Consider the following 16,518-nt stretch of genomic DNA (forward strand, 5'->3'; position numbering starts at 1 on the left):
GAAGAAGGAGCCATCATCATCAGCTGGGAGAAGCTGAAAATTACCATCCCGGTTGCGGTGTAGGGAAAGAGACACAAGTAGCAAGACACAAGACTTTTAGGTAGTGTATTATGTTTGGAATGGAGGTCTTATAATAATTGATAGCGCTATAGTCAGGCAGAGCTAAATTTTTCTTCCTGATACACCTGGCTATACCTGCAAACATGTCAAAAAAGGCCGCTCCTGCTTAGTAGGAGCGGCCTTTTTTGGCTATTAATTAATGGACAAACGGAAGCCTTCTAGATTTTTTTGAAGTAAATTTCTTTTTCGTTTTCCCAGATGCACAGCGTGCTTTTGTCCGGCATTTCAGCGGTTTCGATGTAGCTGCCGGTGCCTACTGTCACTTCCTTTTCTGTGTTCAGAAATTTTAGTTTAAGAACGGAATCGTCCTGCCATGAAATCACTGGATTGGCAACTCCACTTATGCGGCAGTTCCGGCCTTTGCCGACCTGGATTTCCGGGTTGCCGGGTTTAGCGTAGTAGATGTTCCCTTCCCGCTGCCAGGCGGTATGGAGCACATTTTTGTTGTCCAGCACCAGGCCACCGCCATCCATGGGGCAACCTTCCAGTTTCCAGGTACCGTTTCCTAACTTTTGGGTGGAAGAGAATTCCCGGCCGCCGTCGGCTGATCTGGTTATATAAAAATCACGGGCGCCATCCAGCCAGTTCCGGAACATCAGCACAACCTGCGAACCTTCCACCTCTATACCTGGTTTGCAGCATTCGCACACGGTGCTGTCAGGCGACTCGTACACCACTTTATTTTTTGTCCATGCACGCGCGTCGCCTTCGGTCTTTGCAAACACGATCTTGTTTTGTTTGTTATTCCGGACATCCAGCCACACGGCATAGAAGGTGTCCTTTTCATCCGCTGCTATACTCATCAGGCCTTCGGGTACCGAGCCCGGCACATCGTTAACGCCGGCTGCTTTTACCCATTCACCCGAATCATGCTGCAGGCTGTAGGAATGGATGTTGCCCTTCTTGTCTATGGCTGTTACGACGGTATAGTTGGCGGAACTGGCGATCTGGGGCCCCATCGACATGCCCAGGTATAAGCCTTTGAGTTGAGCTATCAGCACGGGCTCGGAGAACGTTTGGCCCTGGTCAGTGGAGGTAGCGCAGTACAGGTTTTCATCCAGGCCATACACCACCCGGGTCACCCCGTTGGGGTCTACTGCCAGCTGCGGCTGGCGACCTGCAGCGAGCAGGCTCTCGGTCGCTGCTTTTTCTGGGCTGCTGCAGGAAACATGCAGCAGCAAAAGGATAGCCAGTGCCAGTTGTTGGAACGGTCTCTTCATTTTCTCTCTACCTAATTTTGGGAACGATACGGTAAGATAATTTTTTTTGCGGACAATCCTGCGGATAGATATAGACTTCTGTAGTTGAGCATGTCAAACCAGCAAAAGCGATTAATCGGAAACCAAAGCCTCCTTCCGGGTAGCAGGAGGGAAGGAAGGTGTTCTGGTTGCGGCCATGCGTGGGGCAGGTATAAAAAACAGGCGCCCGATCACCGGGCGCCTGTACAAAAGTAATGCCTGTCCTGTTGGTTCCCAGGTATAGCGTAGCCTTTGCGTCAGGTAGGGTCGTTAAGTTCTAGCTAATGCTGCATGTATGGAGCGAGCCAGCCCGCTCGCTATACATGCAGCATACTCGATCAGAAGAATACCGCAACAGCAAGGCCTGCTGCTATACCTTACAGTGTATCAGGACGGAGGTTCCTTTTCCGGGCTGGGCCTTTACTTCCATGTTACCTTCCAGCAACTCTACCCGTTTCTGAATGCTGCTCAGGCCCCGACCTTTTATGCGGTCGAGTTGTTTGCGGTCTATACCTATGCCGTTGTCCGTTACGTGGAGGGTGATGCCCTCCTTTTTGCTGGTAAGCTCTACTGTGGCCAGGGTTGCTTTCGAGTGTTTTACAATGTTATTCAGCAGCTCCTGTATGATCCTGTACAAAGAGATCGATACGTTGTAATTCAACTTTTTTCCTAAACCGGTTATTTTCGAGGAGATCTTCAGATGGGAGCTGCTCATCCGGGAGATGACTTCCTCCACGGCAGTTTTCAAGCCGAATTCCTTTAAAACAGCCGGTGTCAATTCAAAGGATATATCCCGTGTAATCTTGATCCCTTGTGTAAGCAACTGCTCCACGTTCTCTTTAGCTTTGGCAGAGTCTTTTGTCAAACTTTCTTTGTCTGTCAGTATGCTGCTCAGGTTGAGTTTGGCTGCGTACAGAATCTGGCCCAGGCCGTTGTGCAGGGCTTCCGAAATTCTGCTTCGCTCTTCTTCCTGGGTCTGCAGAATGACGTTCAGGAGTTCGCGTTGCTGAGACAACTGGAGGCGTACATTCGACTCTTCTGCATCCTTATGATCCTGGATGTCGGTGGCGGTTCCGATCCAGAGAGTGATCTCACCGGCCTCGTTGCGGATCGGCACATCCTTGAGGAGGTGGCAACGGTACTGCTTGTCTGCTTTGCGTAGGATGCGGGCCTGCGCCGTGAAGACATCGCCAGTTTTCATACTTTTCTTGTAAACAGGGAGGAACTTTTTGAGATCGTCCGGATGAAAAGCTTTTTCCCAGCCCCAGCCAGCGGACTCTTCCGCGGTTAAGCCGGTATACCTGAACCAGTATTCGTTGAAGCTCTCACTTTCACCGTTTGGCTTGTTGGTCCAGGTTATATGCGGCACAGCTTCTACCAGGGTACGGAAGCGTTCCGCATTTTCCTTGGTTTCTTCCTGCTGCTGCCGCATGGCCCGCTCATAGAGCACGTTTTCGGTGATGTTGTGCAGGGTGAGCACCAAGCCATCGTCAAATTTGACGGCTACCAGGTGTACCCAGAGTTGTTCTTCCTGCCACACCAGTTCTTTGTTCATATTCACCAGCTCACCGGTCTCCACCGTTTGCACCAGGTTTTCCATCGTCCCCTTATCAAATAACTGGGGGAACGACTCCCGGATCTTTCTGCCGATTAAACTATCTTCGGAACAGTTGAAAAATTCCTGCGCTGTATGATTGGCTACCCGGATGTTGAAATCCGTGACGGCCTTTCTGTTGTTGCGGATAGCTTTGAGGGCAATGATGACGCTGGGGGAGCTATCGAGAATACCGGCATGCAGCAGCTGCAGGTTTTTGAGTTCATTAATTTGGATAAAGATGATAATGGCCCCATCGATGCTGCGCTCCTGTGTTATATAAGGTAAAATCCGCATCTGGTACCAGGTGCCATTCTTGTCCTGTACCTCCTTTTCGATGGTGATGCTATCCGATATCACACGCCGGGTATCCTCTATGAGGTGCTCGTAGCGCAGGTTGTTGGAAATATGGTTGATGGAACGGCCAATGTCACTCTCGATCAGGTTGATCAGGTTGGTCGCAATCGGCGTATACTTCCGGATAATGAGCTGGCGGTCCACAAAGATCTGCCCGATGTTCGTACTTCGGAAATAGTTGTTCAGGTCGTCGTCGAGCTCCACCAGGGCTTTGATCTTGTATTGGTGCTCGGCGTTGATGGTATGGAGCTCCTCGTTGAGTGACTGCAGCTCCTCATTGGTACTTTGCAGTTCCTCGTTCGAAGAGAGCAGCTCTTCGTTGGTGCTCTGCAACTCCTCGTTTGACGTTTCCAGTTCTTCCACGACGGTCTGCAGGTCTTCCTTGGTATGCTGCAGTTCCACTTCCATTTCCTTCAGCCGTTCGTCGTTCCGGCTTTCATTAAACCGCATCGCCTCCCCGGCCTCCAGCTGTACAGCCGGACTATCTTCGGCGAACAGCACCAGTATAAATTTCTGAACCAGCTTCTTATCGGCCAGGTAGGGCTTCACCACCACATTGACGGAGCGCATGATGTTGCCATTCCGGACCTGTATACCTCTGACGGATACTTTCTCCTTGTCGCGAGTGGCTTTGCGCAGGGTGGTTGCCAGGCTGCCTGACAGGTCATGCGGCACGAGTTTGAGCAGATTGAAGGTGAAATTCTCTTCCGGGAGGTCCAGGAAATTCTTGAACCTGCCTACCCCGTGCAACACGTCGTAGTGCTCATCTATGAATACGGCAGCATAGCCATACTCTTCCAGTATGGTTTCGTTGAGAAGGTCTGAGAAGCTGTTCTGCACCAGCTGCCTGGGCGACTGTTCCCGTACCAAAGCAGGCGCTGTGGTCACCCTGGATTTTCTGTTCAGGCCGCTGCCGGATAAGGTGTCCATCGAAAAGGCATAAGTCGGCTCTGCATTGCAGTATATTTTCCACTTTTTGTTTACCTCTACAAAACTCTTCTGGTCGCCGATACTCTCGCTGGAACCCAGAAAAAGATAGCCGCCGGCCAGCAGCCCGTAATGAAATTTATCGATCACCTTTTTCTGCAAGACAGGGTTGAGGTAAATGAGCATGTTGCGGCAAGTTACCAGGTCTACCTTGCTGAAGGGTGGGTCGTTGATGACGTTGTGCGGCGCAAAGATCACCATGCGGCGCACGCGCTGATTGATGCGGTACTTCCCGTCTTCCTTTACAAAATACCGTTGCAGACGATCTTTGGATACACCCGACAAACTGCTCAGCGGGTATACGCCTTTGCCTGCAAAGTCAAGTGCTTCGCGGTCTATATCGGATGCAAATATCTTTACCTCCAGTTCCTTCTTGACGATATCCATGTACTCCCGGATCAGGATGGCCAGGGAATAGGCTTCCTCACCGGTGGAGCAACCAGCCACCCATACACGCAGCTGGCCATTAAAATTTTTCATGTCGATCAGGACCGGAATCACTTCATTGGCCAGCACCTTATAAGCTTCCTCATCCCGGAAGAACTTCGTAACGCCGATCAGCAGATCCTTGCTCAGGATCTCCACTTCCTCCGGATGCAGCTGCAGGTAATCGAGGTAGTCGATCAGCCCTACGATATTGGTGAGCGCCATACGCCGGCTGATGCGCCGGATGATGGTGGGTCGTTTGTAATTGCTGAAGTCTATACCGGATCGCTCATGGATCATATCCAGAATGAGGAGAAAAGACGATTCGGTTTCATGGTTCACCAGCTCTGTCTCCCCATCGCCGTTATGCGGCTCTTTCACCAGGTTGCCAATGGCCTGCGGCATTTCTTCCGGAGATAAGATATAGTCGGCATAGCCGGTGTTGATCGCATTGCGCGGCATATCTTCAAACTTGGCTGTTGCCGGGTCCTGCACCATCACGATGCCGCCGGCCTTTTTGATGGCCACTACGCCTTCGGTGCCGTCGGAACCGGTGCCCGACAAAACGATGCCAACGGCCTGATGGTCTTTATCGGCCGCCAGCGATCTAAAGAAAGTATCGATCGTTTTGGATCTGTCCAGCGAAGCTTTGTCACAGAGCTGCAAATGGTTGTGGTTGATGATCAGCTCCTTATTGTGGGGGATGACGTACACCTTGTTTACCTCGACCGGCATGTCCTGCTGCGCCTCCACCACTTCCAGCACCGATTGCTGCGCCACCATCTGTCTCAGCAGACTTCGGTGCTCCGACGAAAGATGCTGCACAATGACATAGGCCACGCTGTCGTTGGGCACGCTGTTGAAGAGTGAGGTGAGTGCCTGCAATCCGCCTGCCGATGCCCCAATACCGATCACCATTACTTCCCTGGCAGTCTCTTCCTTCACTTCCCGGTCGTTGTTTTTCCTGCTGTTGCTACTCACTGACTTTGTCATCTCTGAACTCTAACTGAAATCTAAATAAGAAGGGTATGCTTGCTGATTGTCAAATTACTGATTCCAATGGATTCCGATGGCTAAAGATACGATAAGGTATGATTCAGGCAGTAGGCGTGGTGTAAGTATAGTTATTTATACTTACGGTATTTTAACTTATACGTAATTCATACGGTTGGAAAATGCTGGTTCTGCCAGCCGTTTCAACTCTGCACCCAGCGGCGCGTAAATAAAAGAGCATAGGAAGCAGGCAGAAACAACTCCCTGCGGTTATACAAACTCCTTTATGAGTAGCAGAGACATCAGAATAATCGTGATCGGTACCTCGGCTGGCGGCATGCAGGCGTTGATCAGGCTGCTGGCCAAACTTCCGGAAGATTTGCCGGCGGCCATCCTGGTTGTGCAGCACCTGAGCGTGGATTCTTCCACGCCTTTCCTGGTCAATCGGATCAGCCGCCATACCTCCCTTAGCTGCAAAGTTGCCGAACACAACACAGAACTGGAAGAGGGGGTGATTTACATGGCCCCGGCCGATATGCACCTGCTCCTCAGCGATAAAAAAATGCTCGTGGTGCGGGGGCCGCGTGAAAACCAGTTCCGGCCTGCCATTGACCCGCTGTTCCGCTCGGCCGCCGCCTACAAGGGCAGCCGTGTGATCGGGATAATCCTGACAGGCTTTATGACCGACGGGGTTATTGGCATGGAATCGATCAAGCGTAGCGGGGGCATCACCATTGTGCAGCACCCCGACGACGCCGAATTCCCGGCTTTACCACAGAATGTGATACGCAAAATTGACACCGACTATATCATCCCGATCGATGAGATGGCAGGTTTGCTGCAAGAATTGGTTCAGCAACCTGCTTCGGATACCGTGGCTATACCTACCGACATCTGGCAGGAGGCACAGATTACAGAACGCATCATGACAAATACCGCTATGACGAATATAGAAGACCTGGAGAAAGCCGGAACAAGAACAGCCTATTCCTGTCCGGATTGTGGCGGCGGCTTATGGGAGCTGTCGCAGGAAGGAACCGTGTCGCGTTACAGGTGCCATTCGGGGCACGCTTATAACCAGGATGCCCTTTTGCACGGCATGTCGAGTAGCCTGGAAGAAACGCTTTGGGTCGCGATGCGCACCCTGGAGGAGCGCCACAACATCTTGCTGCACATGTCGCAGAACGTAGACCAGAACGGAAACGGGCGCTGGTCGACGATGCAAAAAGATCGCGCAGAAGAAATGAAAGTACACATTGAACGGCTCCGGCAACTGCTGGCCCAGTCGTCCCTGTCTGAAGATGAAAACATAGGAAAGGCTGTCTGAACAGACAGCCTTTCCTATACCTGTATTCCTATACCTGTATTATTTACCAGCAGCAGTCTTTGACTGGCCCGGTGTTATTTTCCATAGTTCGCCGTTCTCCTGGTCTGTCACCAGGTATAGCGCGCCGTCAGGTCCCTGGCGGACATCGCGTATACGCTGCCCCCGGTCGGTGAGCAGGTGTTCTTCGCCTTTCACACGGCCATCTTCAATCACCAGCCGCACCAGGCGCATCTCTTTGAGCGAGCCTACGAACAGGTTGCCGCGCCATTCGGGGAAGGCGTCGCCACTGTAGAACTGCGCGCCGGAAGGTGCAATTACAGGGTCCCAGTAATAGACAGGTTGCTGGAAACCTTCCCGCTGTGTGACGGCATTCGGTATGGGTTCGCCGGAGTATTCTGTTCCGAAGGTAACCAATGGCCAGCCGTAGTTTTTGCCTTTCTCTACCAGGTTAAGTTCATCGCCGCCTTTGGGTCCCATTTCCACTACCCAGAACTTGCCATCGTCATCAAAGGCAGCTGCCTGCACGTTGCGGTGACCCACTGTCCAGATCTCGGGCAGCGCCCCTTTTTCGTTGACAAAGGGATTGTCGTTTGGTACCTTGCCATCCGGCGCGATGCGCACAACCTTGCCCATGTGGCTGTCCATGTGCTGGGCCTGCGGACGTATCTTCAGGTCTGAGCGCTCTCCTAGGGTCAGGTATAGCATGCCGTCTTCATCGAAGCTGATGCGGGAGCCGTAGTGCATGGTGCCGTCGTAGGTGGGCTGCGCCTGAAAGATGACGCGTACCTGTTCCAGCTTGCTGCGGTCCTGCGAAAGCACGCCCCGGGCTACACTGGTTGCGTTACCGCCTTTCCGTGGCTCCGAGAAGCTCCAGAAGATGGTACGGTCTGCTTCAAAATCCGGGCTGAGCGCTACATCCAGTAAACCTCCCTGGCCGCGGTCATCCACTTTGGGCACGCCCGTGATCGGCTTGCCTATTTGCCCGGTGGCAGATACGATGCGCAAATTTCCCGGTTTTTCGGTTACCAGCAGGTCGCCGTTAGGGAGCGGCTCTACTGCCCAGGGCTTCTGAAGGCCTTTGGTCAGGACCACTACCTCAAAGGCGACATCAGATTGTATGCCGCAGGCGCGTGTCTGCCCGGCAAAAGAGGGTTTCTGTGTGGAGTCGCTTGGTTCTCGTGTTTCGAGTGGCCTGCAGTCTTCCGGTTTGTCGGTCTGGGCTGTTTGTTCCTGTGCGTTTTCTACCTGACTGGCATTGCGCTGTTCGTTGCAGCCGGCAGCAACTGTCGTCAGCAACATGGCAGACAGGACGGCTTTTGTGGAAAGGTTCATCATTTTGTGTTTAGTTGAGATAGCCTGATTTTGTTCATTCACTTTTTTACTCAATTGTTTTAAGTAAAGTTTAGAAGACACCTAAAGTGTAGTGAGGAAGGAGGAGGAACGGACAGACGCCAGAGTGGATTGTTATAGAGAAAGGAGAGGATTGGGATGGTCTGATTCTGAAAAGAGGGGCCCTAACTAATGCCAACAGCTTACTTCGGGAGTAAGAAATCCCAAAGAGCCTTTGACTGCCAGTGTGAGGGAAGCGGAAACAGGTTGTTAGGTATGGCAGCCAACTTTTAAAGGGGAAAGAATGACTGTGTAAAACGCCAGTAGCAAACTGGCTTCATGTACAGCCACAAGTTGCGCTATCACTAAACTTGCGGCATGGAAGGACCGGTTACCGGGTTTTCCAAATGAAGAGCAAAGTAGATGGGAAGCACGCAGAAAATTGCATTTCTTAAATTGATAGTAGCACGTATAATAGATTTTAATAGAAACCAGGGGCATCGGCAATATGCAGGAAAAGGTGGGTAACGTTAGTTGGGTTGAACCCGGTGAAGGATCAGCAGATAGTAAAGTAAATAGGTTCAGGGAGCATATCATACCTATACCTCCCCAAGGAGGGTGAGCGATGGGTGGGGCATCCTGATGCTTCTGTAATTGAGGCATCTGACAAACTAAAGTTCATCAACCAGGGCGTACTTCGTGTGGAGGGTAGGTAGCGGGCAAGAATAGGTAAACAAAACATGCATTAAGGTATATGAAATTCAGCAAGGCATTCACTTTCGCCGCTTTTTCGCTTTTTTCCTTTGAAGTATCTGCTCAAGATCAGCCGGTTGAAGGGCACGGGGAATTCAAACACTTCAGGGTGAGCGCGGTTTTGTACCACACCTACATCGGCACCGAAACGACCGAAGGCAAGGATATACTCATTGTACCCTCCGTTGGATTGGATCTGGAGTACTGGTTTAATCCTAAATGGGGAATCGGCTCCCACAACGACCTGGAACTGATCAGTTTTGAAGTGGAGGAGCAGGGTCGTACAACTTTTGAGAGAGAAACACCGGTGCTGCTCACGCTGGATGCCCTCTGGAAGCCCTGGAAAGGTCTGGTGGTGCTCGTTGGTCCAGGTATAGAGTTAGAGAAGGAGGAAGACCTGTTTGTGTGGCGAACCGGGTTGGAATATGAGCTGGAATTGGGATCGCATTGGGATGTGGCACCGACCATTTTCTATGATACCCGCAAGGATGCCTACGATTCGTTCTCTGTAGGTTTAGGTATCGGGAAGCGTTTCTGATTTTTAAAGAGCGAACTGGTTAGACGAGCCCCGGAGCCTCGCCGGAGCGGTGTTTTGAGGGAGCACCGGATAAATATAAACAGTAAGGTACAGTACGTATAACGTGCCCCTGGTGGCCGGAAGATAGCTTTCCCAACCAGGGGCAGGAGGCAGCAGAATGCACCGGCAATAACCTTCGGCCGGCTATTAGCATATACAAAGGGGTATGACCATGAGCGCGAGGCATATGCAATGATTACTTTTAGGAGTAGCAATTTAGTCACCGCAAAACACAACCCTATGAATACCATGACCACCGTATCGGAAATACTGACAAAGCTGAAGCAGGAAGGCTATACCGTAGACTTTAACCTGGATGACAACTGTCTGATCTGTAATGGCAACTCCCTCCGAATCTTCCCCAATGAGTTTGTAGTGGACAGGCACTACCGCTTCGAGGGTATGTCGGACCCGGGCGATGAGGCCGTTGTGTATGCCATCTCCTCTGCGAAACACAACGTGAAGGGCACGTTGGTGGATGGGTACGGGATCTACAGCGACGGGGCGACCCATGAGCTGATACAGGCCTTGCAGGAAAAGGCGGCCCAGGTCTCCGCAGACTCCCCAATACAGGAGAAATCGAACGAGGCCACACCGCAGCGCCCGGAAGGTGAACGCCCGTTGGATGCACCGCTGGTTGAGATGGACCTCGCTGCTTTCAGGAGGCAGATAAAGGAGGAACAGCCCTGGCAGAACAGTGACCGCAATGCCATTACTATCTTCAAAACAGACGGCATGCGCCTCGTGCTGATTGCCCTGCATCAGGGCGCGGAGATGAAAACGCACACCGCCCCCGGCATTATCAATGTGCAGGTGCTGGAAGGAAGGATTCGGTTCACGACCAAGCAGCAGACCGCCGAGATGGGAGAGGGCCAGATGCTGGCACTACACGCGGGTATTCCGCACAGCGTGTTTGCCCTGGAGGAGTCTGTTTTCCTGCTCACGCTCGCTGTCTCAAAGCCTGCCAGGTAAGCCCATAACAGCTAGTAGTTAAGAGGAAAGTTTCTTTAATGATAAACCCGATCCGAAATGAAGCAGAAATTTAAAACCGGCGATAAGGTTACGTGGAATTCGGAGGCGGGCCGGGTGTCAGGCACCATTGTGAAAGTGCACACCGCTGATTTTGACTACAAAGGCCATACGCACCGTGCCAGCCAGGAGGACCCGCAATACGAGATAAAGAGCGACAAAACAGACCATATCGCAGCACACAAGGGCTCCGCGCTTTCCTTAATGAAGAAGGATTGATGTGCTTCTGTGCCTTGTGCTTATAAACACCTTCATTCGTTCAGAAAATACATATGACGCAACCCAAGAACAGCATCTGGACCTTTGGCCACTCTACCCGCAGCCCGGAGGAATTTGTGGCAGCGTTGCAGTCATTCCAGATAGAGGTGCTGGTAGATGTGCGCCGGTATCCCGGCTCCCGAAAGTATCCTCATTTCAGCGCGGAGGCCCTACACGTATACCTGCCGGAGGCGGGCATCCGGTATGTGGCGGCGGTTGAGCTCGGGGGCCGCAGAAAGCCAAAAGCTGATTCAGCCAACACGGCATGGAGAAGCGAGTCATTCCGGGGCTATGCCGATTACTCCGAAACCAAAGAGTTTGAGGAAGGTATAGCGAAACTGACGGAGATCGCCAGCCAACAGAGAACGGCCTACATGTGCTCCGAGGCGGTGTGGTGGCGGTGCCATCGTGCCATCATCTCCGATTATTTAAAGGAAAGAGGCTGGACCGTGCTGCACATCATGAGCGAAGGCAGCGCCAAAGAACATCCTTATACCTCCGCATACCTGGAGACGCATTAACGCAGGTATAAATCCTTGAGATGTTGCGAGGATGGCCAGGTATAGCAAGTGCTGCGTGCGCAACGGATGAGGGCGCAAATGTGAATTTATTCTTGTCGGACTTTTCACTTCCTCTTTTTTGTTATCTCGACGATAGATTTGTTACACGTGTGGTTACTGACCCGGATTTCTCCCGAAGGTCAAAATGACAATAGAGGAGTGACAAAAGCCTGGCTTGTCTTGGTGAGTGCTATACCCCGAACTGGCTCAAGTGATGGTCGAGGTGCTTGTAGAACATGTTGTTCCATTCCTGGCTGGTGAGCGGACCGAAAGAGTGCGACTCCAGGCCTTCGAAATGGGCGGCTCCGAAGGCTTCTGTTTGGCGGATGTACTGGATGAGGCGGTCTTTCTCAGCTCCAAAGTCTTTGTCGTTGCTAATCTTGAGCTGAGGTGCCGTCATGCCGTTCCGTTTGTAAGGCGTCTCGTTCACCACAGAGTTCTTCAGCAGCATCTTCAGGATAAAGCGTTTGAAAGCATTCGGCTTCGGGTGCTTGTCCTCGAAAGCCATCTCGTAGATGACGTTGCAGTGCGCCAGCATCTGGGCTGCATTCATTTTCCCCCAAAGCTGTTTTGTGTCAGGCCGTAGCGCGTCGATGCGCCGTGTGAGTTCTGCCGTGGTGGCTGGGGTGAACAAGTTCTTCATGTCCAGGGGATTTAGCTGTTTCATTCAAAGGTAATAAACTAATGTTCCTTTCCTTGTCTTACCGTCGAAAGGAGGGATTTAGCTCAGAAACTCACTTGTTCCAGATTTCACGCAGCCCATTTCAATGCCGTAAGTTTGAGCGAAGTGGTAACTTGTGGTTATACCAATAGCAAGTTTGCAAATAGCGCCAGTCACAGAATGGCATCATGCACAGCCACAGGTTACCCTCATGCTAAAATTGCGGCATGACAGGGCATTGCTATCCTGTACCGGATTTCTCCCGCTGGTCGAAATGACAGTGGGGCAATGACAGAAATAGAAAGGACGGCTAGGGAAATAACAGGCAAGTTTACTTCACATACTGCTCCTGTTCCGTTTTCCTTAGCAGTCCCAGGCCATGAAGCGTTTGCAGCAGGCTGTCGATCTGTTGCAGGCGCTGGCCTTGCTGGGGTTTGGCGACGGGTTTGAACTGGTGCAGCAGCTCGGCAGCGGTGGCCGGGCGCTCGTGAAGTTGCAGTGCACGTTGCACGGCTTGCGCCTGTTCCGAAAGCGTTTTTGGCCAGGCCAGCACTTCTTTTGCGGTGGCTTTTACGGCTTTGGCTTTTGTCTCTATACCCATATCGGTTTGCTGGGTGCCTTGCGGATTCTGGTACTCGGGGCGGAGCCAGCGGATGTGGCCGCGAGCCTCTTCGGCGGCGCGTTCTTTGTTGAGGGCGACCAGGCGCTCGAGTATCTCTTCTTCTGGCAGGTTGGCGGGCCAGTTGTAAGCGGCGGCAACGGCAGCATCGAGCTCGGTGTGCAGCTGAAGCAGGATGCTGACCAGCCCTTGCTCGTGGGTTTTCTGGTCTTTGGCCGAAAGCGCCTCGCCCGACCGCAGTTTCTCCAGCACGTTGTACATGTCGGTGATGGTGAGAGTTGGGTGCTGCGCCTGCCGCTGCTTGCGGTGCGCGTCCAACTGCTCAGCTATACCTCGGATCTGCTCCTTTTGCGCCTCGGTGGCGGCCGGGAAGGGGAACTTGTAGAAACAATCGCTGTGGTTATAGGTTGAGTCATTCCCAACTCCGAGCCAACCACCTGTTGCCATTGCCCAAGCAATATGAAGGCTGCTCGATAATACTCCAAGATGAAATGCATCTTCAATAGCTATAGCTACAATCTTTTGATCTATGATTACATTGGATGGCAAAAAACTGAAAGTCCTGTGTCTTGCAGTACGAGAGGTAGCAATTACTCGTGTAATTCCCTTAGTTAACTGACGCAGTAATGGTGCGTTTTCTCCATACAACCACCAGTTTTTTCTTCTTGATTCTCTCCGATTACTATCTCGTTCAGGTTTAACTGTAGTAAGAATCCTCTGGTATAGGTCAGGATATTTGGCTCTGACTTCTTCTTCCCTCATACCATCAAAATCAATTACAAGTATATTTCTTGGGGATTGAGTCAAATCTCTACCATTCAAGTATGGCTTGATAACTTCATCTTTTAAAGGATCAATAGTATAACTTAATCCTATAGCCTCAGCTTTTGAGAGTTGAAATCCTGCTCCATAAAGACCTACTCCAACACTTGCTAAACCAATGTTTGATTTCAGTTTATCTGCACTTGTTGTATCTACACCCGTAGTTAAGTCAGAATTAATTTTGCCTTTCTTTTCTTTGAAGGTAACATGGATTTCTACCTCACCTTCTCGCTCAGATATCACTTCATCAATTCTACCTTCATTAGTATGGTTATCAGCTACAGTTAATGCTATTCTGACAGACGCACCATTTCCGCTATCAACCCAAGGGTGGTCAGAAATTGCATAGTATAAATTCAATGGTTTTTCTCCAGCTAAGTAAGACTGAATAACTCTGCGATTAAATGATTGAGTTATACTATTGGTCGTAATGAAACCAAATCGTTCAGCTTTATCGGCACGAACAATTTCAGCGGCTTTGTGCCACCAGAACATCACGAAGTCTGCACTCTCCGGAACTATACCTTTGTAGGCTTTTCGCAAAGCATCTACATAGCCATCACCTAAAGCACCGCGCATCGCTTTATCACCAATAAACGGCGGGTTGCCTACTATGAAATCGGCTTCGGGCCAGGAGGCGGGTTTGGGTTCGAAGTAATCGTAGACGATGGTGCGGGCGTTTTCGTCGGGTACTTCCTGTCCGGTAACAGGGTGCGGTTTGGTGCTGTGGCCGTCCCAGCGGGTAACGGGCTTCCCGTTGGCATCCAGGCGTGGTTTGCGCTCGGAGTAGCTCAGCACTGCGTCTTGTTGTTTGATGTTGCCGTATTCGCGCAAAATCGGGTTGCTCAGGCGGGTGGCCGAGCCGTGCGCCCGGAAGTGCCACTGCAGGTAGCCGATCCAGAGCACCACGTCGGCAATGGCCGCTGCGCGTGGGTTTACCTCCAGGCCCAGCAGTTGCGCCGGCGTTACAGTATAGCCGCCCGTCATATCCATCTTCAGCTGGCGCGGGAAATGGGCGAGGTTTTCCAGCACTTCGCCCTCCAGCCGTTTAAGGTGCTCCAGGGTCACGTATAGGAAGTTGCCGCTTCCGCAGGCAGGGTCCAGCACGCGCACCGAGCACAAACGGCGGTGGAAGTTCTCAATCTCGTTACGGGCTCCGGCTTCGTCGCCGGCGTCTTCCAGTATGGCCGAGGCAGTGCGGGCCGCTTCCCATTCTTCGCGCAGCGGCTCAATTACTGTTGGCATCACCAGCCGCTCCACGTAAGCGCGGGGCGTGTAGTGGGCACCCAGCTTGTGGCGCTCGCGCGGCTGCAGCGCCCGCTCCAGCAAAGTGCCAAAAATAGCAGGCTCCACATCGGCCCAGTCGGCTTCTGCGGCCAGTATGATCAGGTCGAGCTGTGCCTCCGTTACGGGCAGCGCCTCCGGGTCTTTAAATAAATAGCCGTTGAACTGCGGGATGTTGGTACGCATGGCCGCATCGAAACCGCCTTTGTCCATGTTATGCCACAGTACTCGGAGGGCATCGGGGAAAAACTGTATGTTGTGGCGGTAGTCCTGCAGCAGTTTGGTAAATGATTTTTCGGGCAGCAGCTGCACATCTTCGGCAAACATCGTGAAGAGGCAACGCATCAGGAAACCTGCTACCTGCTCCGGGGTATAGCCGGTCTGCTCAAGCGAGGCCGCCAGCTTCGCCAGCCTTTCGGCCAGCGCACGTGTCACACGGGCGGCACGCCGGCTCGGGTCCAACTCCAGCGGCTCGGTAAAGAGCAGGCGCAGGCGCTCGCGCACTTCGGTGCGGTGCAGCTCGTCGAGCGTAATGCGGTAGCTGATCGGGTCGGGGAAAGGCACGTAGGTCTTCCCCTGCCGCGCGAAGTCGGCGTACAGGTCGATGCAGTAGCCCACATCCACCACCGCCAGGAACGGTGGCCAGCCTTCGGTGGTCGGCAGCGAGCGGGCGTAGCGCAGGGCCTGTTCCTTGGCCTTTTTCATCTCGCGCTCCCAGGTGCGGGTATCGCGGGTGGCGGTGCCGGTCTTGGTCTTTACTCGCTCCGCGCCCAGCTGTTCGGCTTCGGATATACCTGCCTTGTCGGCGCCCTGCTTGGCTTCCAGCACAAAGCAGTCTTTTTTGTAAAGGTCGATGAAGTTGGTGCTCGTCTTTCCCTCTCCATCATCAAACACCACGGGCCGCTCAAAGGTATAGGTCGCCTCGTGCACCTTGTCGGTAGCCGGCTGCGGTTTTTCCACGCCCAGCAACTCACACAGCTCCGTCAGAAACAGCTGGTAATTGGCCCTTTCGGAAGCGCCGGAAGCTTTCCAGCGGGTGATGAAGTTTGTTATAGCCGGGGTAGAGGTATGGGGCATATGTAATTTGTGTTCAGGTATAGCAGTATTTACAGAAGCAATATATAAATTTTTAGCTATATTTGATTGAACACACCTTCTTAACTGCTTAGAATCTCTTAAATGAAGACAAAATTACTCTATGCCCTTCTCGGCTTGTTTCTGTTTACCAGCTGTTCTCTTACCGGCGACAAAGATCCGGAGCCAGAGAAGACCTATCTGCTACAGCGGAAATTATCAGAAATAAGCTTTACGAATGGAAAAGGAATGACCATCGAGTGGAACTATACCTACAACCAAGATAATCAACTAACACGGATAGATGCGGTTTCAGAAAGGGATGGTACAACGAACCGCGGCAGCACTTACCTGGAATATGATGCACACACTCGGTTGAACCTGATTACAAATGATTTTGGTTGGAAGTGGGAATTTGTTTACAACCCTAAAAATCAGTTGATCGAATTAGTAAGAACGTACAAAGAGCTTAGTCCTTTTATTCAATTCTATACTTATAACGATACAGGT

The 16,518-nt window shown here is 51.9% G+C and carries 11 protein-coding genes; 6 read left to right on the top strand and 5 right to left on the bottom strand.

Translation table 11 applies throughout. The features are described from left to right. Window positions 1-278: 278 nt before the first annotated feature. Complete coding sequence (locus tag OB13_RS14300; RefSeq protein WP_461490848.1) at window positions 279-1,340, bottom strand: sialidase family protein; 1,062 nt, start codon at window positions 1,338-1,340, stop codon at window positions 279-281. A 388-nt stretch (window positions 1,341-1,728) separates the two neighbouring features. Further along, window positions 1,729-5,715 (bottom strand): CheR family methyltransferase, encoded by a 3,987-nt coding sequence (locus OB13_RS14305; protein WP_461490849.1) that lies wholly within the window; start codon window positions 5,713-5,715, stop codon window positions 1,729-1,731. A gap of 286 nt (window positions 5,716-6,001) precedes the next feature. Between OB13_RS14305 and OB13_RS14310 the strand changes: the two genes are divergently transcribed. Beyond that, a complete protein-coding gene (locus tag OB13_RS14310; protein WP_461490850.1) occupies window positions 6,002-7,042 on the top strand; it encodes a chemotaxis protein CheB in 1,041 nt (346 codons plus the stop codon). 39 nt (window positions 7,043-7,081) lie between these two features. On the opposite strand, the gene OB13_RS14315 is transcribed toward OB13_RS14310, so the two are convergent. Next, window positions 7,082-8,377: a PQQ-dependent sugar dehydrogenase gene (locus tag OB13_RS14315; protein ID WP_461490851.1), complete on the bottom strand. Its 1,296-nt coding sequence runs from the start codon at window positions 8,375-8,377 to the stop codon at window positions 7,082-7,084. 748 nt (window positions 8,378-9,125) lie between these two features. Here OB13_RS14315 and OB13_RS14320 point away from each other — a divergent pair. The 4 genes from OB13_RS14320 to OB13_RS14335 all read left to right on the top strand — a co-directional run bounded on the left by OB13_RS14320 (window position 9,126) and on the right by OB13_RS14335 (window position 11,509). Continuing rightward, window positions 9,126-9,662, top strand: a complete 537-nt coding sequence (locus OB13_RS14320; protein WP_461490852.1) for a hypothetical protein — start codon at window positions 9,126-9,128, stop codon at window positions 9,660-9,662. Window positions 9,663-9,941: 279 nt separating this feature from the next. Further along, complete coding sequence (locus OB13_RS14325) at window positions 9,942-10,673, top strand: cupin domain-containing protein (protein ID WP_461490853.1); 732 nt, start codon at window positions 9,942-9,944, stop codon at window positions 10,671-10,673. A 57-nt stretch (window positions 10,674-10,730) separates the two neighbouring features. Next, the gene (locus tag OB13_RS14330) at window positions 10,731-10,949 is read left to right on the top strand and encodes a hypervirulence associated TUDOR domain-containing protein (RefSeq protein ID WP_461490854.1); all 219 of its coding nucleotides are present in this window, start codon (window positions 10,731-10,733) and stop codon (window positions 10,947-10,949) included. A 53-nt stretch (window positions 10,950-11,002) separates the two neighbouring features. Then, window positions 11,003-11,509 carry a DUF488 domain-containing protein gene (locus OB13_RS14335; RefSeq protein WP_461490855.1) on the top strand — a complete coding sequence of 169 codons (507 nt, stop codon included), beginning with the start codon at window positions 11,003-11,005 and terminating at the stop codon, window positions 11,507-11,509. 229 nt (window positions 11,510-11,738) lie between these two features. Here the strand turns inward: OB13_RS14335 and OB13_RS14340 are convergent, their stop codons facing one another. Together OB13_RS14340 and OB13_RS14345 are read right to left on the bottom strand one after the other, a co-directional pair. Then, entirely contained in the window at window positions 11,739-12,215 is a 477-nt protein-coding gene (locus tag OB13_RS14340) for a DUF1569 domain-containing protein (RefSeq protein WP_461490856.1), read from the bottom strand. Between the two features lie 325 nt (window positions 12,216-12,540). Next, window positions 12,541-16,011 carry a class I SAM-dependent DNA methyltransferase gene (locus OB13_RS14345; protein WP_461490857.1) on the bottom strand — a complete coding sequence of 1,157 codons (3,471 nt, stop codon included), beginning with the start codon at window positions 16,009-16,011 and terminating at the stop codon, window positions 12,541-12,543. A gap of 102 nt (window positions 16,012-16,113) precedes the next feature. On the opposite strand from OB13_RS14345, the gene OB13_RS14350 reads away from it, so the two are divergent. Next, the coding region (locus OB13_RS14350; protein WP_461490858.1) for a hypothetical protein at window positions 16,114-16,518 on the top strand (405 nt) is incomplete at its 3' end.

Source organism: Pontibacter sp. HJ8, assembly GCF_054824225.1.

Excerpts from the sequence above, each read along its gene's own strand:
- OB13_RS14330 (WP_461490854.1), top strand. The coding sequence starts at position 10,731 with ATGAAGCAGAAATTTAAAACCGGCGATAAGGTTACGTGGAATTCGGAG.
- OB13_RS14325 (WP_461490853.1), top strand. The coding sequence starts at position 9,942 with ATGAATACCATGACCACCGTATCGGAAATACTGACAAAGCTGAAGCAG.
- OB13_RS14335 (WP_461490855.1), top strand. The coding sequence starts at position 11,003 with ATGACGCAACCCAAGAACAGCATCTGGACCTTTGGCCACTCTACCCGC.
- OB13_RS14310 (WP_461490850.1), top strand. The coding sequence starts at position 6,002 with ATGAGTAGCAGAGACATCAGAATAATCGTGATCGGTACCTCGGCTGGC.
- OB13_RS14300 (WP_461490848.1), bottom strand. The coding sequence starts at position 1,340 with ATGAAGAGACCGTTCCAACAACTGGCACTGGCTATCCTTTTGCTGCTG.
- OB13_RS14345 (WP_461490857.1), bottom strand. The coding sequence starts at position 16,011 with ATGCCCCATACCTCTACCCCGGCTATAACAAACTTCATCACCCGCTGG.
- OB13_RS14315 (WP_461490851.1), bottom strand. The coding sequence starts at position 8,377 with ATGATGAACCTTTCCACAAAAGCCGTCCTGTCTGCCATGTTGCTGACG.
- OB13_RS14320 (WP_461490852.1), top strand. The coding sequence starts at position 9,126 with ATGAAATTCAGCAAGGCATTCACTTTCGCCGCTTTTTCGCTTTTTTCC.
- OB13_RS14305 (WP_461490849.1), bottom strand. The coding sequence starts at position 5,715 with ATGACAAAGTCAGTGAGTAGCAACAGCAGGAAAAACAACGACCGGGAA.
- OB13_RS14340 (WP_461490856.1), bottom strand. The coding sequence starts at position 12,215 with ATGAAACAGCTAAATCCCCTGGACATGAAGAACTTGTTCACCCCAGCC.